The organism is Leclercia sp. LSNIH1, assembly GCF_002902985.1.
Taxonomy (GTDB): domain Bacteria; phylum Pseudomonadota; class Gammaproteobacteria; order Enterobacterales; family Enterobacteriaceae; genus Enterobacter.
The window spans coordinates 546383-571187 of record NZ_CP026167.1 but is presented as its reverse complement, the minus strand read 5'-3'; the positions used below and the strand labels follow the sequence as shown (position 1 = coordinate 571187).

At 57.3% G+C, this 24805-nt stretch carries 20 protein-coding genes; 7 read left to right on the top strand and 13 right to left on the bottom strand.

Features of this window, described 5'->3' with window-relative positions; all coding sequences use genetic code 11:
- Positions 1–558: 558 nt before the first annotated feature.
- Both malP and malQ read left to right on the top strand, forming a co-directional pair.
- Complete coding sequence (gene malP / locus C2U54_RS03060; RefSeq protein WP_103177326.1) at positions 559–2952, top strand: maltodextrin phosphorylase; 2394 nt, start codon at positions 559–561, stop codon at positions 2950–2952.
- A gap of 9 nt (positions 2953–2961) precedes the next feature.
- Positions 2962–5046: a 4-alpha-glucanotransferase gene (malQ, locus tag C2U54_RS03055; RefSeq protein ID WP_103177325.1), complete on the top strand. Its 2085-nt coding sequence runs from the start codon at positions 2962–2964 to the stop codon at positions 5044–5046.
- Between the two features lie 126 nt (positions 5047–5172).
- On the opposite strand, the gene gntT is transcribed toward malQ, so the two are convergent.
- The 3 genes from gntT to gntX all read right to left on the bottom strand — a co-directional run bounded on the left by gntT (position 5173) and on the right by gntX (position 8116).
- Positions 5173–6489, bottom strand: coding sequence for a gluconate transporter (gene gntT, locus C2U54_RS03050; RefSeq protein ID WP_103177324.1), 1317 nt, complete (start codon positions 6487–6489; stop codon positions 5173–5175).
- 309 nt (positions 6490–6798) lie between these two features.
- Positions 6799–7374, bottom strand: a complete 576-nt coding sequence (gene nfuA, locus C2U54_RS03045; protein ID WP_103177323.1) for a Fe-S biogenesis protein NfuA — start codon at positions 7372–7374, stop codon at positions 6799–6801.
- Between the two features lie 58 nt (positions 7375–7432).
- Positions 7433–8116, bottom strand: a complete 684-nt coding sequence (gene gntX, locus C2U54_RS03040; protein ID WP_103177322.1) for a DNA utilization protein GntX — start codon at positions 8114–8116, stop codon at positions 7433–7435.
- A 36-nt stretch (positions 8117–8152) separates the two neighbouring features.
- On the opposite strand from gntX, the gene bioH reads away from it, so the two are divergent.
- Positions 8153–8926 (top strand): pimeloyl-ACP methyl ester esterase BioH, encoded by a 774-nt coding sequence (gene bioH, locus C2U54_RS03035; RefSeq protein WP_103177321.1) that lies wholly within the window; start codon positions 8153–8155, stop codon positions 8924–8926.
- Positions 8927–9039: 113 nt separating this feature from the next.
- On the top strand, positions 9040–9309 hold the full coding sequence (locus C2U54_RS03030) for a YdgH/BhsA/McbA-like domain containing protein (RefSeq protein ID WP_103177320.1): 270 nt from the start codon (positions 9040–9042) through the stop codon (positions 9307–9309).
- Positions 9310–9349: 40 nt separating this feature from the next.
- Here the strand turns inward: C2U54_RS03030 and feoC are convergent, their stop codons facing one another.
- From feoC to greB, 5 genes are all read right to left on the bottom strand, one after another.
- On the bottom strand, positions 9350–9586 hold the full coding sequence (gene feoC, locus C2U54_RS03025; protein WP_103177319.1) for a [Fe-S]-dependent transcriptional repressor FeoC: 237 nt from the start codon (positions 9584–9586) through the stop codon (positions 9350–9352).
- An 8-nt stretch (positions 9587–9594) separates the two neighbouring features.
- Entirely contained in the window at positions 9595–11913 is a 2319-nt protein-coding gene (gene feoB / locus C2U54_RS03020; RefSeq protein ID WP_103177318.1) for a Fe(2+) transporter permease subunit FeoB, read from the bottom strand.
- A 30-nt stretch (positions 11914–11943) separates the two neighbouring features.
- Entirely contained in the window at positions 11944–12171 is a 228-nt protein-coding gene (gene feoA / locus C2U54_RS03015) for a ferrous iron transporter A (RefSeq protein ID WP_103177317.1), read from the bottom strand.
- Positions 12172–12493: 322 nt separating this feature from the next.
- Positions 12494–14815, bottom strand: a complete 2322-nt coding sequence (locus C2U54_RS03010) for a Tex family protein (protein ID WP_103177316.1) — start codon at positions 14813–14815, stop codon at positions 12494–12496.
- A gap of 87 nt (positions 14816–14902) precedes the next feature.
- A complete protein-coding gene (gene greB, locus C2U54_RS03005; RefSeq protein WP_103177315.1) occupies positions 14903–15376 on the bottom strand; it encodes a transcription elongation factor GreB in 474 nt (157 codons plus the stop codon).
- Positions 15377–15603: 227 nt separating this feature from the next.
- On the opposite strand from greB, the gene ompR reads away from it, so the two are divergent.
- Together ompR and envZ are read left to right on the top strand one after the other, a co-directional pair.
- The gene (ompR, locus tag C2U54_RS03000) at positions 15604–16323 is read left to right on the top strand and encodes an osmolarity response regulator transcription factor OmpR (RefSeq protein ID WP_001157751.1); all 720 of its coding nucleotides are present in this window, start codon (positions 15604–15606) and stop codon (positions 16321–16323) included.
- The gene (gene envZ, locus C2U54_RS02995) at positions 16320–17681 is read left to right on the top strand and encodes a two-component system sensor histidine kinase EnvZ (RefSeq protein ID WP_103177314.1); all 1362 of its coding nucleotides are present in this window, start codon (positions 16320–16322) and stop codon (positions 17679–17681) included. The genes ompR and envZ overlap by 4 nt, the downstream gene beginning before the upstream one ends.
- Positions 17682–17742: 61 nt before the next feature.
- Here the strand turns inward: envZ and pckA are convergent, their stop codons facing one another.
- From pckA to C2U54_RS02970, 5 genes are all read right to left on the bottom strand, one after another.
- Complete coding sequence (pckA, locus tag C2U54_RS02990; protein WP_103177313.1) at positions 17743–19362, bottom strand: phosphoenolpyruvate carboxykinase (ATP); 1620 nt, start codon at positions 19360–19362, stop codon at positions 17743–17745.
- A gap of 375 nt (positions 19363–19737) precedes the next feature.
- The gene (gene hslO, locus C2U54_RS02985; RefSeq protein ID WP_103177312.1) at positions 19738–20616 is read right to left on the bottom strand and encodes an Hsp33 family molecular chaperone HslO; all 879 of its coding nucleotides are present in this window, start codon (positions 20614–20616) and stop codon (positions 19738–19740) included.
- Positions 20617–20639: 23 nt separating this feature from the next.
- Complete coding sequence (gene hslR / locus C2U54_RS02980) at positions 20640–21041, bottom strand: ribosome-associated heat shock protein Hsp15 (RefSeq protein WP_103177311.1); 402 nt, start codon at positions 21039–21041, stop codon at positions 20640–20642.
- Positions 21038–21721 carry a GMP/IMP nucleotidase gene (gene yrfG / locus C2U54_RS02975; RefSeq protein ID WP_103177310.1) on the bottom strand — a complete coding sequence of 228 codons (684 nt, stop codon included), beginning with the start codon at positions 21719–21721 and terminating at the stop codon, positions 21038–21040. Before yrfG ends, hslR begins: the two co-directional genes overlap by 4 nt.
- 63 nt (positions 21722–21784) lie before the next feature.
- Entirely contained in the window at positions 21785–23920 is a 2136-nt protein-coding gene (locus C2U54_RS02970; RefSeq protein WP_103177309.1) for an intracellular growth attenuator family protein, read from the bottom strand.
- 323 nt (positions 23921–24243) lie between these two features.
- Here C2U54_RS02970 and nudE point away from each other — a divergent pair, with 323 nt between their 5' ends.
- Positions 24244–24804 carry an ADP compounds hydrolase NudE gene (nudE, locus tag C2U54_RS02960; protein WP_039031517.1) on the top strand — a complete coding sequence of 187 codons (561 nt, stop codon included), beginning with the start codon at positions 24244–24246 and terminating at the stop codon, positions 24802–24804.
- Position 24805 lies beyond the last annotated feature (1 nt).

Sequence of the window (24805 nt, the reverse complement as noted above, 5' to 3'; positions counted from 1 at the left end):
CGAGATTTTTGATTTTTTTGCGCTTCGTAATTAATGCATATAAGGTCGGTCAGAAACCTCTTTATTGCAAGTTATGTCCGGGTTTTATATCCCTTAATTTGCACTCGGTCACAAAAATATATGCTGGGGTGCGGGAACTTTTCCGATGGGCCTCGAAAGCGCATGGATACTGGTTTGGCGAGCATGCGGAAGGTTAAGCATAAAAAGGAATATAGAATCGTAAAGGCTGTGAAAAGTTAATAAAGTCTCGGGATGGTTACCCTGGTAAAATAACCCTCTGCGATACAGTAAAATCCTACAGTTATTATTTCAGGTAAGTAATTATTACTGCGCTCATATATTTCTTCTGAAAACCTGTTTCATTTTTTGACACTCTTCCCGGTAATCTCGTCTGCAATGCCCCACACTCTGGCTGTGGAAAGTGGCCGCGATCACACTTTATCGCTCATCCCCGCTACTCCTCCCCGCCTAATCCCCGGCAGGAGGAGGAAGAGCCATAAGTAGCCAGGCACACTAGCGCCAACGTTTTATTTTCTCTCTACAGGATGCAGATTCCCTATGTCACAGCCTACTTTCAACAAAGCTCAATTCCAGGCTGCCCTGACGCGTCAGTGGCAGCGTTTTGGTTTACATGCCGCTGAAGAGATGACCTCCCGCCAGTGGTGGCAGGCCGTCAGTGGAGCGCTCGCCGAGTTACTGAGCGCCCAACCCGCAGTAGAACCGGCGAAAGATCAGCGCCACGTTAACTACATCTCAATGGAATTCCTGATTGGCCGTCTGACCGGTAACAATCTGCTTAACCTGGGCTGGTATCAGGAGGTGAGCGATGTGCTGAACGCGCACAACGTTAACCTGACCGACCTGCTGGAAGAGGAGATCGACCCGGCGCTCGGCAACGGCGGCCTGGGGCGTCTGGCGGCCTGCTTCCTGGACTCCATGGCGACGGTAGGCCAGTCGGCGATCGGCTATGGTTTGAACTATCAGTACGGCCTGTTCCGTCAGTCCTTTGCCGACGGCCAGCAGATGGAAGCCCCGGATGACTGGCATCGTGGCAGCTACCCGTGGTTCCGCCACAACGAAGCGCTGGATGTACAGGTGGGTATTGGCGGTAAAGTGACCAAAGCGGGCCAGTGGGAGCCGGGCTTCACCATCACCGGCCAGGCCTGGGATCTGCCGGTGCTGGGTTACCGTAACGGCGTGGCGCAGCCGCTGCGTCTGTGGCAGGCGACCCATGCCCATCCGTTCAACCTGACCAAATTCAACGACGGCGATTTCCTGCGTGCCGAGCAGCAGGGGATCGACGCCGACAAGCTGACCAAGGTTCTCTACCCGAACGACAACCATCTGGCGGGCAAAAAGCTGCGCCTGATGCAGCAGTACTTCCAGTGCGCCTGCTCCGTGGCCGACATTCTCCGTCGCCACCACCAGGCGGGCCGCAAACTGGCGGAGCTGGCGGATTACGAAGTGATCCAGCTGAACGACACCCACCCAACCATCGCCATTCCGGAACTGCTGCGCGTGCTGATCGACGAGCATCAGCTGAGCTGGGATGACGCCTGGGCGATCACCAGCAAGACCTTCGCCTACACCAACCACACCCTGATGCCAGAGGCGCTGGAGTGCTGGGACGAGAAGCTGATTAAAACCCTGCTGCCTCGCCATATGCAGATCATCACCGAGATCAACAACCGCTTCAAAAAGCGGGTCGAGAAAACCTGGCCGGGCGATAAAGCGGTATGGGCGAAGCTGGCAGTGGTGTTCGACAAACAGGTGCGCATGGCTAACCTCTGCGTGGTGAGCGGTTTTGCGGTAAACGGCGTGGCTGCGCTGCACTCCGACCTGGTGGTGAAAGATCTGTTCCCGGAATATCACCAGCTGTGGCCGAACAAGTTCCACAACGTGACCAACGGCATCACCCCGCGTCGCTGGATCAAGCAGTGCAACCCGGCACTCTCCGCGCTGCTGGATTCTTCGCTGGATAAAGAGTGGGCCAACGATCTCGATCAGCTGATCAACCTGGAGAAATATGCCGACGATGCGGCATTCCGCGAGTCTTACCGCACCATCAAGCAGGACAACAAAGTGCGCCTGGCGGCGTACGTCAAAGCCCGTACCGGGATTGAGATCAACCCGAACGCGCTGTTTGATATTCAGATTAAACGTCTGCACGAGTACAAGCGTCAGCACCTGAACCTGCTGCACATTCTGGCGCTGTACAAAGAGATCCGCGAGAACCCGCAGGCCGATCGCGTGCCGCGCGTGTTCCTGTTTGGCGCGAAAGCGGCGCCGGGCTACTACCTGGCAAAAAACATCATCTTCGCTATCAATAAAGTGGCCGACGCGGTGAACAACGATCCGAAAGTGGGCGACAAGCTGAAAGTGGTCTTCCTGCCGGATTACTGCGTCTCGGCGGCCGAGCTGTTAATCCCGGCAGCGGACGTTTCTGAGCAGATTTCTACTGCCGGTAAAGAGGCCTCCGGCACCGGCAACATGAAGCTGGCCCTGAACGGCGCGCTGACGGTGGGTACTCTGGACGGGGCGAACGTTGAGATTGCCGAGCAGGTGGGCGACGAGAACATCTTTATCTTCGGCCATACTGTGGAAGAGGTGAAAGCCATTAAAGCCAAAGGTTACGACCCGGTGAAATGGCGTAAAAAAGACAAACTGCTGGATGCGGTACTGAAAGAGCTGGAGAGCGGCAAATACAGCGATGGCGACAAGCATGCGTTCGACCAGATGCTGCACAGCATCGGTAAAGAGGGCGGCGACCCGTACCTGCTGATGGCGGACTTTGCCGGCTACGTTGAGGCGCAGAAACAGGTCGATGTTCTGTACCGCGACCAGGAAGCCTGGACCCGGGCGTGCATTCTGAACACCGCGCGCTGTGGCATGTTCAGCTCTGACCGTTCAATCCGCGACTACCAGGCCCGCATCTGGCAGGCAAAACGCTAAGGAAGCGCGATGGAAAGTAAACGTCTCGATAATGCCGCACTGGCGGCGGGCATCAGCCCCAGCTACATCAATGCTCATGGTAAACCGCAGTCTATTGGTGCTGAAACCAAGAGGCGTTTGCTGGATGCCATGCATAAAGCCAAACCCGTCGCGAAAGCGGCGGTCACCCCCGTCCCGAACGTGATGGTCTACACCGCCGGGAAAAAGATGCCGCTGACGATCGAAGGCAGCGGCGACTTTAGCTGGCTACTGACCACCGAAGAGGGACATCAGCACAAGGGCCACGCCACGGGCGGCAAAAACCTCAACCTTCCGGCAAAACTGCCGGAGGGCTACCACACGCTGACGCTCACCCAGGACGGCCAGCGCTGGCACTGCCGGGTGATTGTGGCGCCAAAACGCTGCTACGAGCCGCAGGCGCTGAAAGAGGGCAAAAAGCTGTGGGGCGCCTGTGTGCAGCTCTACACGCTGCGCTCGGAGGCTAACTGGGGGATCGGCGATTTTGGCGATCTGAAAAAGATGCTGGCGGACGTTGGCAAGCGCGGCGGGGCCTTTATCGGCCTTAACCCGATCCATGCGCTCTATCCGGCCAACCCGGAGAGCGCCAGCCCGTACAGCCCGTCGTCCCGTCGCTGGCTGAACGTGATTTATATCGACGTGAACGCCGTGGAGGATTTTCGCAACAGCGACGAGGCGCAGGCGTGGTGGAAGATGGAGACTACCCGGCAGACGCTGCAACGCGCCCGCGATGCCGAGTGGGTCGATTATGCCTCCGTCACCGCGCTGAAGATGGCCGCGCTGCGTATGGCGTGGAAAGGCTTTGCGCAGCGTGACGACGACCAGATGGCGGCCTTCCGGGCGTTTGTTGCCCGCGAAGGGGAGAGCCTCTACTGGCAGGCGGCGTTCGACGCCCTGCATGCGCATCAGGTGCAAGAGGATGAAATGCGCTGGGGCTGGCCGGTCTGGCCTGAGCAGTATCAGTCCGTCGAGTCCCCGGCGGTGAAAGCGTTTTGCGACGAACATGCCGACGAGGTCGATTTTTACCTCTGGCTGCAGTGGCTCGCCTACAGCCAGTTCGCAGCCTGCTGGCAGGAGAGCCAGGGTTACGACATGCCGATTGGTCTCTACCGTGACCTGGCGGTTGGCGTGGCTGAAGGCGGGGCGGAAACCTGGTGCGATCGCGAGCTCTACTGCCTGAAAGCCTCGGTCGGCGCGCCACCGGATATTCTGGGCCCGCTCGGTCAGAACTGGGGTCTGCCGCCGATGGACCCGCACGTGATTGCGGCTCGCGCCTATGAGCCCTTTATCGAACTATTGCGCGCCAACATGCAGAACTGCGGTGCGCTGCGTATCGACCATGTGATGTCGGTGTTGCGTCTGTGGTGGATCCCCTACGGCGAAACCGCCGACCACGGCGCCTACGTTCACTATCCGGTGGACGATCTGCTCTCTATCCTTGCGCTGGAGAGTAAGCGCCATAACTGTATGGTGATCGGCGAAGATCTCGGTACCGTACCGGTAGAAATTGTCAGCAAGCTGCGTGACAGCGGCGTGTACTCCTACAAGGTGCTCTATTTTGAAAACGACCTTGAAAAGAACTTCCGCGCGCCGGAGGCGTATCCAGAACAATCAATGGCAGTCGCGACGACGCATGACCTTCCTACGCTTCGTGGCTGGTGGGACAGCGGCGACCTTACCCTGGGCAAGACGCTGGGTCTCTACCCTGACGAAGTGATGCTCCACGGGCTCTATCAGGATCGTGAGCTGTCGAAGCAGGGGCTGCTGGATGCGTTGCATGAGCACGGCTGCCTGCCAAAACGCACCGGGCATAAGGCGTCGTTGATGTCGATGACCGCCACGCTCAACCGCGGTTTGCAGCGCTACATTGCCGACAGCAACAGTGCGCTGCTGGGATTGCAGCCGGAAGACTGGCTGGGTATGGCGGAGCCGGTTAACATCCCGGGCACCAGCTACCAGTACAAGAACTGGCGTCGCAAGCTCTCCACCTCCCTTGAGGCGATGTTTGCCGATGACGGCGTGAACAAGCTGATTAAGGATTTGGATAAGCGGCGAAAAGCGGCTGCGAAGAAGTGATAAAAAAACCCGCCGGATGGCGGGTTTTTTATTGCCCGGTGACGCGTAGCGATCCGGGCCTACGGAATGTGCATGTTCTGTTTATGTAGGCCGGGAAAGGCGCAGCCGCCACCCGGCACTATCACATCACACCACCATACCCAGCAGCAGACACCCAATCAGGCCGCAGACGGAGATGATGGTCTCCAGCATCGACCAGGACTTGATGGTCTCACCGATGGTCAGGTTGAAGTACTCCTTGAACAGCCAGAAGCCCGGATCGTTGACGTGAGAGAAGATCACGCTACCGGAACCCACCGCGATAACCATCAGCTCAGGGCTGACACCCGTCGTCGCAATCAGTGGCGCCACGATACCGCCCGCAGTGATAGCGGCCACGGTGGCAGAACCCAGCGCGATACGCAGAACCGCCGCGATAGACCAGGCCATCAGGATAGGAGAGATGTTGGTTTCATGCATCATGGAGGCGATGTACTTGTCCACGCCGCTATCCACCAGAACCTGTTTGAACGCACCGCCACCACCGATGATCAGCAGCATCATGGCGATGATTTTGATCGAGGAGCCCAGGGTGTCGTTAATCTGATCCATGGAGCGGCCACGGTTCAGACCAAAGGTGAAGAGCGCAATCAGAACCGCGATCAGCGTCGCCATTACCGGGTCGCCCAGGAACTCCGCCACGCCCAGAACCGGATGGCCTTTCGGCAGCACCATTTCACAGACGGCGCGCAGGGCCATCAGCACAACCGGTACCAGAGAGGTCCAGACGCTGACGGCAAAGCTTGGCATTTCGGCTTCAGTAAAGGTTTTGGCGTTATACAACCCTTCCGGGATCGGCTTGTCGATTCCTTTCAGGCAGCGCGCAAACACCGGGCCTGCCAGAATGACGGTCGGGATCGCAAGGATAGTACCGAACAGCAGGGTTTTACCCATATCCGCATGGAAGATGGTGGCGATAGCGGTCGGGCCCGGGTGCGGCGGCAGGAAGCCGTGTGTCACTGACAGTGCAGCAGCCATCGGCACACCGACATAGAGCAGCGGGATGCTGGCAGAAGCGGCGATGGTGAACACCAGCGGCAGCATCAGCACGAAGCCCACTTCGTAGAACAGCGCGAAACCAACGGTGAAGCCGGTTAAAACCACCGCCCACTGAATGTTGTTTTTGCCGAATTTAGCAATCAGCGTGGTTGCGATGCGCTGTGCGCCACCGCAGTCAGCCAGCATTTTACCGAGCATGGCACCGAAGCCCATGATCAGCGCGAGGCTACCGAGCGTACCGCCCACGCCAGCTTTAATGGAGCTGATAACTTTTACCAGCGGCATACCCTGCATCAGGCCGACAGCAAGTGCCACCAGAACAAGGGCGATAAAACCGTTCATTTTGAAACGGATCATCAAGAGCAGTAACAGGATTACACCGATAGCGACAATGACTAATGGCATGATTATCTGGCCTTAAAAATTGTTATGGGTAACGTCATTATTTCAACGACATACTAATGTTGCCCCAACTGGGAACGGCTAACTGATGGCACACAGAGAGGCTGCCTTCTAAATCTTTAGTTTAGTCGGTCGGCGTAAAGCTGTTTTAGTGCCCGTGAGAATGATACGGGTAACATGTGCGGCTTGAGAATGACCCCCGCGGTCAAAATGTGAATTCTGAGACGCAGGTCATGTTATGAGGCAAGGGAAGAGGGGATGTGCGTTTGTAGGCCCGGTAAGCGTAGCGCCACCGGGCAAGCAAACGGGCAATCAGTAGTAAGAGTGTTCGCCGCGCTGGTGTTCGGTAAGATCGCGTACGCCTTTCAGCTCCGGGAACTCGTTCAGCAGCTGCTTCTCGATCCCCTCTTTCAGGGTGACGTCGACCATTGAACAGCCGTTACAGCCGCCGCCAAACTGCAGAATGGCGAAGCCTTCGTCGGTGATCTCCATCAGGGAAACACGACCGCCGTGGCCCGCCAGCTGCGGGTTGATCTGGGACTGCAGCAGATACTCCACGCGCTCCATCAGCGGAGCGTCATCGCCTACTTTACGCATTTTGGCGTTTGGCGCTTTCAGCGTTAACTGCGAGCCCAGCTGGTCGGTGACAAAATCGATTTCCGCATCTTCCAGATACGGGGCGCTCAGCTCATCGACATAGGCAGTGAGCTGCTCAAATTTCAGGGCGGTGTCAGTTGCTTCCACAGCATCCGGTGGGCAATAAGAGACGCCGCATTCTGCATTCGGGGTGCCAGGGTTGATCACGAAAACGCGGATCTGGGTCCCTTCTTCCTGATTTGCCAGCAGTTTGGCAAAGTGCGCTTGTGCAGCATCGGAAATACGGATCATAGAATTGGCCTAATAGTTGACTAAATTACCTGGGTATAATACGCCCAACCTGAGGGCGCTACAAGGTTCGACACAGACACCATACCTGAACCGACGCCGCGCCGCTTCGCAAAAGCAGGCGGGAGAGCTCCGCAACGGTAGCACCTGTTGTCACGACATCATCCACCAGAGCGATATGGCGCCCTGCCACCGGAAATTCAAGCGCAAAGGCGTGCCGCAGGTTGCGTTTACGCAGCCGCGCGCTGAGCCGATGCTGGGCCGGGGTCGCGCGGATGCGGCGAAGCGCGTCGGGAACATAGCGGCAGTTTAGCCAGCGGGCCAGCGGGCGACAGAGCAGGTCACTCTGGTTAAAACCGCGCCGCCAGTGCCGCCGGGACCAGAGCGGCACGCTGACCATCATATCGACACGCGGTAAACCGTGGCTGCGCCTGGCCCGCAACAGCGCCAACAGTAACAGCCTCGCCAGCGGCTGGGCCAGCTGGCTGCGGCGGGAAAATTTTAGCTGATGGACAAGCAGGCTCACCGGCGGCCTGTAACCGCACACCGCCACCAGTGCCTGCCACGGCGGCGGTTTACGCAGGCAGCGCCCACAGGGCAGGTGAGGGTGAATGGCCGGCAAGCCGCACCGGGGACAACGGCTCCCCCGCGGGGCAATTCCCCTTTCACATACGGAACAGACTCCCCAATGGCCGAGGGTCAGCGGCATCCGGCATAGCCAGCACAAGCCGGGCACTGTTAGCATAGACAACCTCCTTGTGAAAAAAGAGAACAGTAATCGATGAACAACCTTTGGTGGCAGACCGTCGGGACAGGAAATTGTCATCTTGTGCTGCTGCACGGATGGGGGCTGAATGCCGAAGTATGGCGTTGCGTCAGTGAGGAACTGGCCTCGCATTTTACGCTGCACCTGGTGGATCTGCCGGGCTTTGGCCGCAGCCGGGATTTTGGCGCAATGACGCTTGAGGAGATGGCGGAGCAGGTGCTGGCTCAGGCTCCGGATCGGGCGATCTGGGTGGGCTGGAGCCTGGGCGGGCTGGTGGCGAGCCAGATTGCCCTGACGCACCCTGAGCGGGTGCATGCTCTGGTGACCGTCGCCTCTTCCCCCTGTTTTAGCGCCCAGGAGGAGTGGCCGGGGATCAAACCTGAGGTGCTGGCCGGCTTCCAGCAGCAGCTGAGCAATGACTTCCAGCGCACGGTGGAGCGCTTCCTCGCCCTGCAAACCATGGGCACAGAAACGGCGCGCCAGGATGCCCGCACGCTGAAAACCACGGTGCTGTCATTGCCGATGCCGGAGGTGGCGGTGCTGAATGGCGGGCTGGAGATCCTGAAAACGGTCGATCTCCGCGCGCCGCTGGCGACGCTTTCGCTGCCGCATCTGCGAATTTATGGCTATCTCGACGGGCTGGTGCCGCGCAAAATCGTGCCGCTGCTGGATGAGCAATGGCCGCAGAGTGAAGCCCTGATCATCGCTAAAGCGGCGCATGCGCCCTTTATCTCTCACTCCGACGAATTTTGCGCGGCGTTGATCGCCTTAAGTCGTCGTTTAAACTGATTATTTTTCATTTCAGCTGGAAAAAGTGACGTACCGCAACAATACTCAATATATCGTTGCGGTTATCCCGCGTTCGATAATCAAAATTACAATCATCTTTGGGAGTCATGACTATGAAACTTGTCACAGGTATTGTTGCTTCTCTGGTTATTGGATCACTCTCTTTCGGTGTTATGGCGGCGGAAGAGATCCAGAAAGACAAAGTGAAAGAGATGAATTTGACGAAAGTTGGCCATATCTCTACGTCTGACACCACCGCGCCAATGGATGCGCGAAAAGAGCTTTCACAGAAAGCTGATGAGATGGGCGGTAAGTACTTTGTCGTCACCAGCGCCAACAAAGATTCGAAAGACATCCGCGCGACCGCAGAAGTCTACAAATAATTGCACAAAGCCGGGCAGAGTTGCCCGGCTTTATTCACACTTAACGCAGCGCCCACCACTCCCTGAGGCAGGCTTTTCCTTCGGGGCAGCTTTTACAGCTGCCGGTTAAGCAGCCGTCGGCATCTTCCTGAATCCGCTTCGCTTTGCCCATCGCCTCAAGACGTTGCAGCATGGCCTCGATCATCGCCTGCGGGGTATGCAGCATCTGGCTAAGCTGGGTGGCCTCCATTCTTCCCTGTAGCGCCAGTAAATCACGTACTTCAATTAACGATGCCATGCCGCCTCCTAATGACAGTCGCTTACCGGACTTTCACAGCAGGCCGCCGCGGTTCTGCCTTTCGCCAGCAGATTAACGTCCACACGGCTGCGGGCCCGGCGTAACAGCCCGATCACCACCACGTTAAACAGTACCACTGCCAGGATGCAGACCAGGCTGTACTGCGGATGCTGAGTAAAATTGACCGTCTGGTAGTAGACCGTCGCCAGCGAGTAGGCGATGTTCAGCCCCCACAGCACCGAAAAGCCCATCCAGCCGCGGCTCGATTCGCGGGCGATGGCTCCCATGACCGAGATGCAGGGAATGTAGAGCAGAACGAAGATCAGGTAGCTGTAGGCCGCTGAGGCGCTGCCAAACTTCTCGCTCATCACGCCCATTGCGCCCGTCGCCATCTCGCCGTCGCCTTTGCTGGCTTCAATCGGGTTTGCAAGAACGCTCAGGCTGAAGGTCGCTTTCAGGCTCTGCCAGGTTTCATCCACGGCGCTGACCAGCTCGTCGCCGAGGTGGAAATCGGCCGGGTTAAACGCGGCTTCCTGAATATTCTCGGCGGTATAGAGGGTGTTAAGCGTACCCACCACCACCTCTTTCGCCATTGCGCCGGTGAACAGCCCGACGGTAGCCTGCCAGTTGTCTTCATGCACGCCAATGGGTTTGAACAGCGGGGTGATAACGCGGCTGACGGAGGCCAGGGCGGAGTCGTCAATGTTGTCTACCGCCTTGCCGTTCAGGGAGAAGCTGTTGAGCGCGCTGAGGAAGATGCTGACCACCACAATCACTTTACCCGCCCGCAGCACAAAGCCTTTAAGCCGCTGCCAGGTCTGGATCAGCAGGCTTTTCAGGTGTGGAACGTGGTAAACCGGCAGCTCCATCACAAACGGGGTCGCCTCACCACGCATGATGGTGTGCTTGAGCATCAGACCGGTAAGGATCGCCATCACGATCCCCAGCACGTAGAGCGAGAAGACCGCCAGGGCCCCCTCCTGGCCAAAGAAGGCGGCGGCAAACACCGCGAAGATCGCCAGCCGTGCGCCGCAGGACATAAACGGCGCCATCATGATGGTCATCAGGCGCTCGCGGGGCGCATCCAGCGTCCGCGCCCCCATCACCGACGGCACGTTGCAGCCGAAGCCGACAATCAGCGGCACGAACGATTTGCCCGGCAGGCCGAGGGCCTGCATCAGACGATCCATCACGAAGGCGGCGCGGGCCATGTAGCCGGAGTCCTCCAGGAAAGAGAGGAACAGATACATCATGCCGATCTGCGGCACCAGCGGCAGGACGGTGTTGATCCCGCCGCCCAGCCCCTGGGCGAGGAAGATAGTCAGCCATTCCGGCAGATGCAGCGTATAACCCAGCCACTGAATGCCGTGAATAAAGAGGGCGACAGAGCCGACGTCAAACAGCGGCTGCAGCGCGCCGCCAATGTTGATGGCCAGCAGGAACATCACGTACATCACCAGCAGAAAGACCGGCAGACCGAGGAAACGGTTGAGGATGACCGTGTCCATCGCCTGGGTAAAACGGCTCGGCTCGGCGGTAAGGGCATTGCTGACCACGTCGCAAATGGCAGCGATGCTTTGATAGCGGGCATCGGCAATGTGCAGGGCAGGGTCGTCCAGCTCGTCATTCAGCCGCGCAAGGGAGGCATCCAGCTGGTGGGCGGCATCACCGGCATAGGCACGACTGTAGATATCGCCTTCCAGCATTTGCAGGCCGAGCCAGTGGCGCTGTCTGAACGGCATGCTGTGCGCCATTGCCTTTGCGAGGATCCCGGCTTCACTCAGCAGGGGCTGGGCATAGTGCACCAGCTCCACCTCAGCATTGCGGCTGTGGCGGTCAATGGCAAGCTTCAGGGCGTCGATACCGCGGGCGCGGGTTGAGACCAGCGGCACCACCGGGCAACCGAGACGGGCGGAAAGCGCGTCGACATCGATGCGGATCTGCTGTTTTTCCGCAATATCGAGCATGTTCAGCGCCACCACGCAGGGGATACCCAGCTCCAGAAGCTGCAACGTGAGGTAGAGGTTTCGCTCAAGGTTTGAGGCGTCCACCACATTGATCAGCAGGTCGGCGTCGCCGCTCAGAATATAGTGGCAGGCGATCTGCTCATCGAGCGAGGTCTGGGAGGAGATGGTGGTTAACGAGTAGGTGCCGGGCAGATCGACGAGGGTGACCTGATTGTCGGTGGTCGTAAACTGGCCCTCTTTACGCTCGACCGTGACGCCCGCCCAGTTACCGACGCGCTGACGGGCGCCGGTAAGCTGGTTAAATAACGTTGTCTTGCCGGAATTGGGGTTGCCAATTAAGCCAATGGTTAATTTTTTCATTTTTTCAGACTCGCTACGAGAGCTGGCGTTTTATTGTGACAGAGCTTCAACTTCTATTAAGGCGAGATCTTTCTTACGCAGAACCAGATTCACACGTCGGGTTTCGATATGGACCGGATCGCCCAGCGGGGCCACACGTACAACGTGGAATGAGGAGCCGGGAAGCATCCCCAAAGAGAGCAGCTTCTGGCGATAGGCCGGGCTGATTTCGCGGGTGAAGCCGGTGATCTTCCACGCGCTGTCTGGAGTAAATTGCATAGTGCCTACTTAACGGAAGGTTAAATAATCAACAGACACAATGGTAATGAGAATGGTTTCTATCATCAATATTAAATATGTGACGGAATGTGCATGGCGCTATTAATTTGCAGCCTGGTTGACCTTGCTCAATATTTACGGCGCTGAAGGGAAGAGATAAAAAGATTTATTGTTAACGGAGTGATAATTATCGGTTTAAATATGGATGTGCAATAGGTTACATATTGATAAAGAAATGAGTGAGTACATTTTAATGTAATTCGTGCGTTGGGCGACAAAACCGTAGGCCCGGTAAGCGAAGCGCCACCGGGCATTACGTAAGCTAGCGTTTCTTACCCATCGCCGCCGCCAGCGCATCCATCATCGCGCTGTTGCCGGCGGGTTGTGCTTCACGCCCGCGCGGTTTCGCCGCCGGACGCTGCTGACGTGCCTCGCTGTTACCGCCGCCACGACGGGCGTTGGTCTCGCCAGGCTGCTCGTCCAGACGCATGGTGAGGGCGATACGCTTGCGCTGCAGATCCACCTCCAGCACTTTCACTTTTACGATGTCGCCAGCTTTCACCACGGTATGTGGATCTTCCACGAACTTGTCGGCCAGAGAGGAGATATGCACCAGGCCATCCTGATGCACGCCGATATCCACAAACGCGCCAAAGTTGGTGACGTTAGTGACCGCGCCTTCCAGCACCATACCCGGCAGCAGGTCGTTCATCGTCTCGACGCCTTCCGCAAACTGCGCGGTTTTGAACTCCGGACGCGGGTCGCGGCCAGGTTTTTCCAGCTCTTTGATGATGTCGGTCACGGTCGGCACACCGAATTTCTCGTCGGTGAAGTCAACGGCTTTCAGGTTACGCAGCTCGCTGCTGTTGCCCATCAGCGTCTTCAGCGCCTGCTGGGTAGCGGCCAGAATGCGCTCGACCACCGGGTAGGCTTCCGGGTGAACGGTGGAGGCGTCCAGCGGGTTATCGCCGTGGTTGATGCGCAGGAAGCCCGCGCACTGCTCAAACGCTTTTGGCCCGAGACGGCTTACCTTCAGCAGCTGCTGGCGGTTCTGGAACTGACCGTTCTCATCACGCCAGGCGACGATGTTCTGCGCCATCATGCGGGTTAAGCCCGCCACGCGGGTCAGCAGGGGAACGGAGGCGGTATTCAGGTCAACGCCCACGGCGTTCACGCAGTCTTCCACCACCGCGTCCAGCTTACGCGCCAGCTGGGTCTGGCTGACGTCATGCTGGTACTGGCCCACGCCGATGGATTTCGGGTCGATCTTCACCAGCTCCGCCAGCGGATCCTGCAGACGGCGGGCGATAGAGACCGCGCCGCGCAGGGAAACATCGAGATCCGGGAACTCCTGCGCAGCCAGTTCGGACGCCGAGTAGACCGAGGCCCCCGCTTCGCTGACAATCACCTTCTGGGCGGTCACTTTCGGGAACTGCTTTTGCAGATCGAGGAAGAAACGCTCGGTTTCGCGGGAGGCGGTGCCGTTACCGATCGCCACCAGCTCGACGTTGTGCTTTTCGCACAGCGCCGCAACCGCGACCGCAGCTTTTGCCGCCTGGCCGGTATGCGGATAAATGGTATCGGTGGCCACCAACTTGCCGGTGCCATCCACCACGGCGACCTTCACGCCGGTACGCAGACCCGGATCGAGGCCCATGGTGGCGCGCAGGCCGGCAGGGGCCGCCATCAGCAGGTCGTGCAGGTTACGGGCAAAGACGTTGATCGCTTCGTCCTCGGCGCGCTCGCGCACGGTGCCCATCAGTTCGGTTTCGAGATGCATCAGCACCTTGATACGCCAGGTCCAGCTCACCACCCCTTTGCGCCAGCTGTCTGCCGGGGCGTTGTTCAGGCGCAGACCGAGATGATCGGTGATGATCTGCTCGCCGTGGCTCTCTTTCGGCGGCTCGTCGAACTGCGGGTCGGCGTTCAGGGAGAGCTGCAAAATGCCCTCGTTGCGACCGCGGAACATCGCCAGCGCACGGTGAGAGGGCACGGTTGAAATCGGTTCATGGTGATCGAAGTAGTCGCGGAACTTCGCCCCTTCTTCCTCTTTGCCGCTGACCACGGTGGAGACGATATGGGCGTTCTTCCACAGGTAATCACGCACTTTTGCCAGCAGGGCTGCATCTTCGGCGAAGCGCTCCATCAGGATGTAGCGAGCGCCATCAAGGGCGGCTTTGGTGTCGGCCACGCCTTTATCGGCATCGATAAATTTCGCGGCTTCGGTTTCCGGGTCGTGTGCGGGTTCGTTCCACAGCAGATCGGCCAGCGGCTCCAGGCCGGCTTCGATGGCAATCTGCCCGCGGGTACGGCGCTTGGGTTTATAGGGAAGATAGAGGTCTTCCAGCTCGGTTTTGCTCAGGGTGCCATTAATGGCTTTTTCCAGATCGCTGGTCAGCTTGCCCTGTTCGCCGATGGATTTCAGAATCGCCTGGCGCCTCTCTTCCAGCTCACGGAGATAGCCAAGGCGGGTCTCCAGGTTACGCAGCTGCGTATCATCCAGACCGCCGGTGACTTCCTTACGATAACGTGCAATAAACGGCACGGTGTTCCCTTCATCAAGCAGGCGAACGGCAGCTTCTACCTGTTCAGCCCTTGCCTGAAGTTCACCCGCAATAATGCGGCAGAGCGAATCTTTCATCATGGCTATTTCATCTTGTGGGTCAAAAAATCAGGGGATAGTTATACGGACTGGCACAGCAAAATGCCAGTCGCGGGGGGCGCTCCAGGACTATTTTACGTACTCGATTTCATTTACATACCAGCTGGCTTCTCCCGCCGGGGTCTGGACGATAGCCAGATCGCCCACCTCTTTTTTCAGCAGCGCGCGGGCCATTGGCGAATCGATAGAAATGTAATCCTTACGACCAAAAATTTCATCGTAACCGACGATACGAAAGCGCTTGAGATCGCCATCGTCGTTTTCAATTTCGACCCATGCGCCGAAGAAGACTTTGCCCTCCTGCTGCGGGGAATAGTCGACGATTTTCAGGTTCTCAAGGCATTTGGTCAGATAACGCACCCGGCGGTCGATTTCGCGCAGCCGCTTTTTGTTGTACTGGTAGTCGGCATTCTCACTGCGGTCGCCGAGACTTGCTGCCCAGGTCACTTTTTTCGTCACTTCCGGGCGCTCTTCCCGCCACAGGGTGTCCAGCTCTTTCTTCAGGTTTTCATACCCTTCGCGGGTGATCAGGGGCGTTTTCATTCTTTTGCCTTACGACGAGGTTGCTTACCTTGCGCACATTACGTATCACTTATCTTAACAGACAGGATTAATAATGAGTTATGTGATGGAATGTATATATAAGCTGCTGTTAAATATGCTTTGTAACAATTTCGACTAGAATTTATACCAGAATTAGCTGGTCGTAGACGCGCACTTTTTTAGAATACGCATCTGCAAGATTATCCGAACCTTTGGGAGTACTGACAATGCAAGAGAATTATAAGATTCTGGTGGTGGATGACGACATGCGCCTGCGTGCGCTCCTTGAGCGTTATCTGACCGAGCAGGGCTTCCAGGTTCGTAGCGTGGCTAACGCCGAACAGATGGATCGCCTGCTGACCCGCGAATCCTTCCACCTGATGGTGCTGGATCTGATGCTGCCGGGCGAAGATGGCCTCTCTATCTGCCGCCGTCTGCGCAGCCAAAGCAACCCAATGCCGATCATTATGGTGACGGCGAAAGGGGAAGAGGTTGACCGTATCGTGGGGCTGGAAATTGGCGCCGACGACTACATTCCAAAACCGTTTAACCCGCGTGAGCTGCTGGCGCGTATCCGTGCCGTACTGCGCCGTCAGGCGAACGAACTGCCTGGCGCACCGTCGCAGGAAGAGGCGGTAATTGCCTTCGGTAAGTTCAAGCTGAATCTGGGCACCCGCGAGATGTTCCGCGAAGATGAGCCGATGCCGCTCACCAGCGGCGAATTCGCGGTCCTGAAAGCGCTGGTCAGCCACCCGCGCGAGCCGCTGTCGCGCGATAAGCTGATGAACCTGGCCCGTGGCCGTGAGTACTCCGCGATGGAGCGTTCCATCGACGTACAGATCTCCCGCCTGCGCCGCATGGTGGAAGAGGACCCGGCGCATCCGCGCTATATCCAAACCGTCTGGGGTCTGGGCTACGTGTTTGTCCCGGACGGCTCTAAAGCATGAGGCGAATGCGTTTTTCGCCGCGAAGCTCGTTTGCCCGCACCCTGTTACTGATCGTCACCCTGCTGTTTGTCAGCCTGGTGACGACCTATCTGGTGGTGCTGAACTTTGCGATCCTACCGAGCCTTCAGCAGTTTAATAAGGTCCTGGCCTACGAAGTACGTATGCTGATGACCGATAAACTGCAGCTGGAAGATGGCACGCAGCTGGTGGTTCCCCCTGCGTTTCGCCGTGAAATCTACCGTGAGCTGGGGATATCGCTCTACTCTAACGAAGCGGCGGAAGACGCAGGCCTGCGTTGGGCGCAACATTATGAATTTTTAAGCCAGCAGATGGCGCAGCAGCTGGGCGGCCCAACGGAAGTGCGCGTTGAGGTCAACAAAAGCTCGCCGGTGGTCTGGCTAAAAACCTGGCTCTCACCCAACATCTGGGTACGCGTGCCCCTCACCGAAATCCATCAGGGCGACTTCTCGCCGCTGTTCCGCTACACCCTGGCGATCATGCTGCTGGCGATAGGCGGCGCGTGGCTGTTTATCCGCATCCAGAACCGACCTCTGGTCGACCTGGAGCATGCGGCGCTCCAGGTCGGTAAAGGGATTATTCCTCCTCCGCTGCGCGAATATGGCGCGTCGGAAGTGCGTTCCGTTACCCGCGCGTTCAACCATATGGCGGCGGGGGTGAAACAACTGGCCGATGACCGTACCCTGCTGATGGCTGGCGTCAGCCATGACCTGCGCACCCCGTTAACGCGTATCCGTCTGGCGACCGAAATGATGGGCGAGGAAGATGGCTACCTGGCGGAGTCCATCAACAAGGACATCGAAGAGTGCAACGCCATTATCGAGCAGTTCATCGACTACCTGCGCACCGGGCAGGAGATGCCGATGGAGATGGCGGATCTGAACGCGGTGCTGGGTGAAGTGGTGGCGGCCGAAAGCGGCTACGAGCGTGAGATCGAAACCGATCTGCAGCCGGGCGATATCACCGTGCGGATGCACCCGCTCTCTATTAAGCGCGCCGTGGCGAATATGGTGGTCAATGCCGCCCGGTACGGCAACGGCTGGATCAAGGTCAGCAGCGGCTCCGAGCTGAGCCGCGCCTGGTTCCAGGTGGAAGATGACGGTCCGGGGATCAAACCGGAGCAGCGCAAACACCTGTTCCAGCCGTTTGTGCGCGGCGACAGCGCGCGCAGCACCAGCGGCACCGGTTTAGGTCTGGCGATTGTGCAGCGTATTGTGGATAACCATAACGGTCTGCTGGAGATTGGCACCAGCGAACGGGGTGGGTTGAGTATCCGCGCCTGGCTGCCGGTTCCGTTTCCGCGCGGGGCAGGCGAAAGAGAGTTAACAGCAAAACGGTAACCCGCAGGTTACCGTTTTTTATGGGCAGGCCGGGTAAGCGCAGCGCTACCCGGCACAATTTTTACAGCTTCGGTCCCGCACTCACCAACGCCGCACCCGCTGGCGTATCGGTGTACTTCTCAAAGTTTTGCACAAACAGCTTCGCAAGCGTGGTGGCTTTTTCCTGCCACTGCTCCGGCGACGCGTAGGTGTTGCGTGGGTCGAGGATATGGCTGTCCACGCCCGGCAGTTCGGTCGGGATTGCCAGATCGAACATCGGCAGGGTGAAGGTTTCCGCATCATCCAGCGAACCATTCAGAATGGCGTCGATAATGGCGCGGGTATCTTTGATGGAGATACGTTTGCCAGTGCCGTTCCAGCCGGTGTTGACCAGATACGCCTGGGCACCCGAGGCCTGCATGCGTTTCACCAGCACTTCGGCGTACTGCGTCGGGTGCAGCGACAGGAAGGCTGCGCCAAAGCAGGCGGAGAAGGTAGGCGTCGGCTCAGTCACACCCCGTTCGGTACCGGCCAGCTTGGCGGTAAACCCGGAGAGGAAGTGATACTGCGTCTGGCTGGCGGTAAGACGTGAAACCGGCGGCAGCACACCAAACGCGTCGGCGGTGAGAAAGATCACCTTGGTCGCGTGGCCCGCTTTTGAAACAGGCTTAACGATATTGTCGATGTGGTAGATAGGGTAACTGACGCGGGTGTTTTCCGTTTTTGACGCATCGTCAAAATCGACCGTGCCGTCAGCGCGTACCGTCACGTTCTCCAGCAGCGCATCACGACGGATCGCCTGGAAGATATCCGGCTCCGCCTCAGCCGACAGACGAATGGTCTTGGCGTAGCAACCGCCTTCGAAGTTAAACACGCCGTCGTCATCCCAGCCGTGCTCGTCATCGCCAATCAGGCGGCGTTTCGGATCGGTGGAGAGGGTAGTTTTACCGGTGCCGGAGAGGCCAAAGAAGACCGCCACGTCGCCTTTCTCGCCCACGTTCGCCGAGCAGTGCATGGAGGCAATGCCTTTTAACGGCAGCAGGTAGTTCATCACCGAGAACATCCCTTTCTTCATTTCGCCGCCGTACCAGGTGCCGCCGATAAGCTGGATACGCTCCGTCAGGTTAAAGGCGACAAAGTTTTCCGAGTTCAGCCCCTGCTCTTTCCACTGCGGGTTGGTGCATTTCGCACCGTTCATCACCACAAAGTCAGGCTCGAAGCTCTGTAACTCTTCCTCGGTCGGGCGAATGAACATGTTCTTCACGAAATGGGCCTGCCAGGCGACTTCAGTGATAAAACGAACGGAAAGACGGGTATCGGCGTTGGCACCGCAGTAAGCGTCGATAATGAACAGACGTTTACCGGAAAGTTGTTGGGTGACGAGGGATTTCAGATGCTGCCAGATTTCAGGGGAGATCGCTTTGTTGTCGTTCTTCCCTTTGCCGTGATCGGCCCACCACAGGGTGTCGCGGGTGGTGTCGTCACGAACAATGTACTTATCTTTCGGCGAACGGCCGGTAAAGATACCGGTGTCGACAGCGATAGCGCCGGTGGTCGTCAATATACCGCGCTCGTATCCTTCGAGTGCTGGATTGAGCTCTTCCTGATAAAGCGTATCGTAATCAGGGTTATAGACGATATCGCGAGCGTCGTTGATACCATAAGCCTTGAGATCTTGCGGGGTTAAACCATTAACACGCATATCACTGCTCCTTAGCCAATTTATACTGCCTGAAATTGTAGGGGTTTTCTTCGAATGTTAACCGCGACCGGGCTCATAGATTTGCGTATCTGGACAAAAACCCTTTATGACGGAAAACGCTGTGACTCCTGTCACTTTGCGGTGCAGATTATGGCAGGAATCACTTTTCGGTTGGGGAAAATGTTCCGAAAAGGTTAATGAGCGATAAATTAAACTGCGAGAATGTGAATGTAAGCGCATACATGAAAGAAAATTACGAAAGTCTTACATCACTGATAACGATTCAGCAGATTGGGGTAAATAGTGAATGAAATTAATGAGTAGGGGAGGGGGAAAGGTTAACTGCCCCCTCAAGAGGGCAGTTAACGGCAGGACTTAGTGCAGCTGCGGATCGGCCGGGGAGGCGTTGTTGCGGATCTCGGCAATGTCCATTGCGTTAAAGACGTAGTGAGAGCCGCAGTAATCGCAGTTCATGTCGATTTCGCCATCTTCTGCCAGGATGCTGTCAATCTCTTCATCCGGCAATGTTTTCAGCGCACCCGCGCAGCGTTCACGGGAACAGGTGCACTTGAACTCGACATCCTGCGGATCGTAGAGCGTCACCTCTTCTTCGTGATACAGACGCCACAGTACTTCGTTCGCCGGTAAGGTGAACAGCTCTTCGGCTTTGATGGTTTCAGTCAGGGTGGCCAGGTGATCGAAATCATCTGCCTGCGCGTTCTGGGCTGGCAGTACCTGGAGCAGCATCCCGCCGGCACACGGCTGGCCGTCGACTTCGCCGGTACGGATAAACAGGCGCGTCGGCAGCTGTTCGGAGCGCAGGAAGTAGTCTTCCAGGCAGGCTGCCAGCGTATCGCCTTCCAGACCGACGACCCCCTGATAGCGCTCGCCCTCTTCCGGGGAGATGGTGATCACCAGGTAGCCATTGCCCACCAGCGTTTTCAGGTCTGCGTTTTCAGGGATATCGCCCTGTACGCGCGCCACGCCGCGCATCTGCTGCTGGTTGTTGCCGTTGATCACCGCCAGGCTCATCGGGCCATCACCCTGCAGCTGCACGGTGATGTCACCGGCAAATTTCAGGGTCGCAGTCAGCAGGCTGGTCGCGACCAGCAGCTCGCCCAGCACGGTTTTCACCGGCAGCGGGTAGTTGTGGTTTTCCAGGATCTGTTTCCAGGTTTCGGATACGGTAACCAGCTCGCCGCGAACGGCAAATTGTTCAAACAGATAGCGGTGTAATTGGTCGTGTTGGGCCATAGTCATCTCTCGTTCAGCAAGAATCACTCATTCTCGCCATTTTTAAATTTAATCAGATCGCGACGTTCTTTCTTGTCAGGGCGTCTGTCGGGATGCGGCATGGTCAGGGCATTCAGCTTTCGCGCCTGCGCCATCTTTTCGCGCTTCTCCACGCTTTCTGCCGTCTCTTCGTACAGGGTGCTGGCTTCCACTGCCGGGCGACGTTGTTCGGTTACGTTCTTCACGATCACCGTCCGCTCGTCGTTGCCCTGACGCAGGGTCAGGGTGGCGTTCAGCTCCACGAGCTTGCTCGGCTTGCTGCGCTGCCCGTTGTAATGCACCTTGCCGCCTTCAATCATTTCGCGGGCGAGGGCGCGCGTTTTGTAAAAGCGGGCAGCCCATAACCATTTATCCAGTCTTACCCCTTCAGAGGGTTTCTCTTTCATGGCGTCTCCTTCACGGTGAGTGAGGGGATCATCCGGCGATAGTCGTTCATCCCCGGATGTCGCAGATAGCTTTTTTCAGCCAGGCCAGAATCAGGATTGGTCACGCCAAGGCAATAACGAATGCCAAATTTTGCCGCCGCATCCAGAATGGGTTCGCTGTCATCAATGAACAACGTTCTTTCTGGCTGCAGGCCGGTCTCTTCTGCCACCGCCTGCCACAATCGCTGATCCTCTTTCGGATAACCAAATGTGTGGGTGGAAAGTAATAAATCAAGGTGTGAACCCAGCCCGGTATGTTCCAGCTTCACCGCCAGATTATGCGGGTGCGCGTTGGTCAGCAAAATGCGCCGCTTGCCGCTGGCTTTGAGTGCCTCCAGAAAGGGGACGGTATCTTCACGCAAAACGGCGCGCGGGCCCTGAGCAGTGGTCATGGCACAAATATCCAGACCAAGGCGTTCGCTCCAGTAGTCCAGACAGTACCAGTTTAGCGTATGTTGTACGGCGGTATATTGCTGGCGTATGAATTCCTGCGCCTCCAGCGGGGTGATCCCTTGCTGCTCGCCGTAGGTTTCCGGCACCAGTTTTTGCCAGAAGTAGTTATCAAACGCGAGGTCCAGCAGCGTGCCGTCCATATCCAGCAGAACGGTATCAACGTCCTGCCAGGCGATATCAAGATGCATAGGGAATACTCCAGCCAGAAGAATCGTGCGCGACAGGGTAGCATATCTGCTCGCGCACAGAGGTTATCCGATCAGGCTCTCAGGGGTAGGAACAAGCTTCGGATTGAGGCAATTTTCGTAGTACTGCTGGATCTCCGCCAGGCGGGTGCGCGAGCGCTGGTAGCGGCGTAACGCCATCACGCCGTTCCAGATAATGCAGACCACCATCGCCAGCATCAGCAGCGAAGTGGCAATGTAGCGCCATAAAACGGCGCTATCCGGTATCCGGTGCAGCTCGATATGACGGGTGCCATTGGCATCGGTAAAGATGCCGGTGACAATCCCTTCGGCGCTGAACGGCGTACGCATCAGCATCTGCGCCAGTCGTTGAAACTCTTCCCACTGCTCCTGCGCAGGGTAGTCATACAGCGCTACCGGCGGGTAGGGCTGATCGACCAGATCGCTGCCTTCATCGCTGACAATCACAAAGCCGCCGGGTGCCGGGCTGTTAAGCGCCTGCGCGGCACGTGAAGTTTCGCGCATAACGAATGGCGCGGTAGAGGTGGCGACCAGGTTTTCCAGCGACTCGGCGCTCACCGGACGCAGCAGGACGTTAACACCATCAAGACGGCCATTCGTGGCACGTTTCACCAGCGCTTCCCAGTCTTTGCTGTTGCCGAGGTTTACCAGCGCGTTCTTCAGCCGGATGCACTCATCCGCCTCTGCGCACAGATCCTGGGTCTTCAGTACGATATCGCCAAAATCATCCAGCAGGATCATGCCCGATTTCTGAATGGCGGAGCGCAACGCCGGGCTGACTCGCGTTATATCTTCCGGTTTTGGATGGAGCTGTCGGCTCAGGGCCTGGGTCAGCGCCGTGGCTTTGTTAACCGTGTCCGATTCCGGCAGCGGCAGCGGGGCCGCGTCATTCCAGATCAGCTGCGAGCAGTCAAAAGGCGCAAAAGGCGAACTCTGGCGGGCGTTCCAGTTGCCCGGCGCGTGGATATTACACATTCCCGTTCCCTTCAGATTCAGCGTATCGCCGACACGCACGCCGGCGTTTTCAAGCTGCTCGACGCTGGTGGCCTCGATGGTCTGGGCGCCTTTGATCCACGACAGGGTAAATTTAATCGGCATATCCAGCGGCACGAGGAAAATCAGCATCGCCAGCACCAGCGCTGCGCCACAGGCAATCACCGTGCTGCGCAACCAGTGCTGCAGCGGGAAGTTTTTCACTTCGTCATGCAGGGATAAGTAACGTCCCTGGCGCACCACATGCCTGTCCAGATAGATATCAACATCGGTCTTTTGCCCTAAATCCTGGGCCAGCCACGGCTGCCAGTGGCGCGGGTAGATCAGGTCAATAATGCCCATCGAGATGTTGTTGACGTGATCCTGATCGTTTTCGCCAAACAGACCCCAGCGCTTTGGCGTTCCGCGCAGGCAGTGGATCTCACGCAGCGCGTTTTTCGCTGGCGGGGCAAATAATCCCCATAAGCCCGCCGCCAGCAGCAGCATGCCGCCGCCGGCAAGCCACGGAGCAAACACATCCGGGCTCAGCAGGCAGAAGAAGAACAGCAGGAAGGCGGCGACAATCAGCAGCGCTTCACGAATGCCATCCGGGCGGCTGAGGGCATACTCTTCGTGAGTCTCCTGACGAATGTTCAGCAGCTCGATCTGCTCTGTCTCTTCGCCACGAATCGACGCCTGGGTTGAGCTGACATGTTCCAGCGCCAGATGCGGCGCTTCCTGGACATACTCGGCGATGGAGTGGCCGTTCAGGACAATCACCAGCGGGATAGTGTCGGTGTGGATCAGCTCAACGCTGTTTTCATCATTGATGTACTGCTCCCAGAACGGCGGCAGGTGCACTTCGATGGAGTCGAGGTAGTAGCGCCATTTATTGGGATCGTCTGTGGTAATGCCATAGCGGGTAATGGAGCGCGTCAGGCAGAGCACGGTATTGCTCTCAGCGTTCAGGCTTAACGAGACCGGGGCCGCGCTGGCACCTGTCGCAGGCATCTGCTGAATGCGGTTAAACGACTCGAGATATTGCTCAATCGCGCTGCGCTCTTCGGCGGCGAGTTTACGTGTGCTCGCCCCGGTAAAGGCGTTGAGATAAGGCAGGCGATATCGACGCTGCGAACGACGTCTGAACAACCACCCTGCAATCAATGCGCAGGCCAGCATAGCAGCGATAATTATTAAAATGGTGCTCATGCTTTCCCCATCTTACTTTTCTTACAGGTGTAGTCAGTAGCACCTTATAACAGTGAATGCGTGTCTGTGGTTGGCTATCGGCATGTAAGGCGTTGAACTTGAGCAATTTGAAGCGCATCCCAGTGTTCGCTGATGATAGCAAAGGCAACCGTGGCGGAATATCAGCAAATTCCTGGAATAATTTCAACCTATTGACTTTTGTGTTGAAATGCGTAATGAATCTGATTAGGTTGCACAAATGTAAATAAAGCGCGAATGACATTGCCGAAACCGTGCGGCGTATCGCACAATGAGGCCAGTTCACCCAGCAAAGACCCGTCAAAATGAGCAAACCCTTACAAAAGCCCACTATCCTGAATGTGGAGACCGTCGCCAAATCGCGGCTGTTTAACGTTGAGAGCGTGGACCTGGAGTTCAGTAACGGCGTGCGCCGCGTCTACGAGCGTATGCGTCCCTCCACGCGCGAAGCCGTCATGATTGTGCCTATTGTCGACGAGCATCTGATCCTGATCCGCGAATACGCGGTGGGAACGGAATCTTATGAGCTGGGCTTCTCCAAAGGACTTATCGATCCCGGCGAGTCGGTTTATGAAGCTGCGAACCGTGAACTGAAAGAAGAGGTAGGTTTTGGCGCAAAGGAGCTTACCTTCCTGAAAAAACTCAGCATGGCGCCCTCCTATTTCTCCAGCAAGATGAATATCGTGCTGGCGGAAGATCTCTATCCTGAATCGCTGGAAGGCGATGAACCTGAACCGCTGCCGCAGGTACGCTGGCCGCTGGCGCATCTGATGGATCTGCTTGAAGAGCCCGATTTTAACGAAGCCCGAAACGTGAGCGCACTGTTTCTGGTGCGGGAGTGGCTGAAAGGGCAGGGAAGGCTGTAGC

Coding starts and splice junctions, on each gene's coding strand:
- bioH (WP_103177321.1), top strand. CDS start 8,153: ATGAACAACCTTTGGTGGCAGACCGTCGGGACAGGAAATTGTCATCTT.
- C2U54_RS03010 (WP_103177316.1), bottom strand. CDS start 14,815: ATGATGAAAGATTCGCTCTGCCGCATTATTGCGGGTGAACTTCAGGCA.
- envZ (WP_103177314.1), top strand. CDS start 16,320: ATGAGGCGAATGCGTTTTTCGCCGCGAAGCTCGTTTGCCCGCACCCTG.
- nfuA (WP_103177323.1), bottom strand. CDS start 7,374: ATGATCCGTATTTCCGATGCTGCACAAGCGCACTTTGCCAAACTGCTG.
- yrfG (WP_103177310.1), bottom strand. CDS start 21,721: ATGCATCTTGATATCGCCTGGCAGGACGTTGATACCGTTCTGCTGGAT.
- C2U54_RS02970 (WP_103177309.1), bottom strand. CDS start 23,920: ATGAGCACCATTTTAATAATTATCGCTGCTATGCTGGCCTGCGCATTG.
- pckA (WP_103177313.1), bottom strand. CDS start 19,362: ATGCGTGTTAATGGTTTAACCCCGCAAGATCTCAAGGCTTATGGTATC.
- gntT (WP_103177324.1), bottom strand. CDS start 6,489: ATGCCATTAGTCATTGTCGCTATCGGTGTAATCCTGTTACTGCTCTTG.
- greB (WP_103177315.1), bottom strand. CDS start 15,376: ATGAAAACGCCCCTGATCACCCGCGAAGGGTATGAAAACCTGAAGAAA.
- nudE (WP_039031517.1), top strand. CDS start 24,244: ATGAGCAAACCCTTACAAAAGCCCACTATCCTGAATGTGGAGACCGTC.
- feoA (WP_103177317.1), bottom strand. CDS start 12,171: ATGCAATTTACTCCAGACAGCGCGTGGAAGATCACCGGCTTCACCCGC.
- feoB (WP_103177318.1), bottom strand. CDS start 11,913: ATGAAAAAATTAACCATTGGCTTAATTGGCAACCCCAATTCCGGCAAG.
- gntX (WP_103177322.1), bottom strand. CDS start 8,116: ATGCTAACAGTGCCCGGCTTGTGCTGGCTATGCCGGATGCCGCTGACC.
- malQ (WP_103177325.1), top strand. CDS start 2,962: ATGGAAAGTAAACGTCTCGATAATGCCGCACTGGCGGCGGGCATCAGC.
- C2U54_RS03030 (WP_103177320.1), top strand. CDS start 9,040: ATGAAACTTGTCACAGGTATTGTTGCTTCTCTGGTTATTGGATCACTC.
- hslR (WP_103177311.1), bottom strand. CDS start 21,041: ATGAAAGAGAAACCCTCTGAAGGGGTAAGACTGGATAAATGGTTATGG.
- hslO (WP_103177312.1), bottom strand. CDS start 20,616: ATGGCCCAACACGACCAATTACACCGCTATCTGTTTGAACAATTTGCC.
- feoC (WP_103177319.1), bottom strand. CDS start 9,586: ATGGCATCGTTAATTGAAGTACGTGATTTACTGGCGCTACAGGGAAGA.
- malP (WP_103177326.1), top strand. CDS start 559: ATGTCACAGCCTACTTTCAACAAAGCTCAATTCCAGGCTGCCCTGACG.
- ompR (WP_001157751.1), top strand. CDS start 15,604: ATGCAAGAGAATTATAAGATTCTGGTGGTGGATGACGACATGCGCCTG.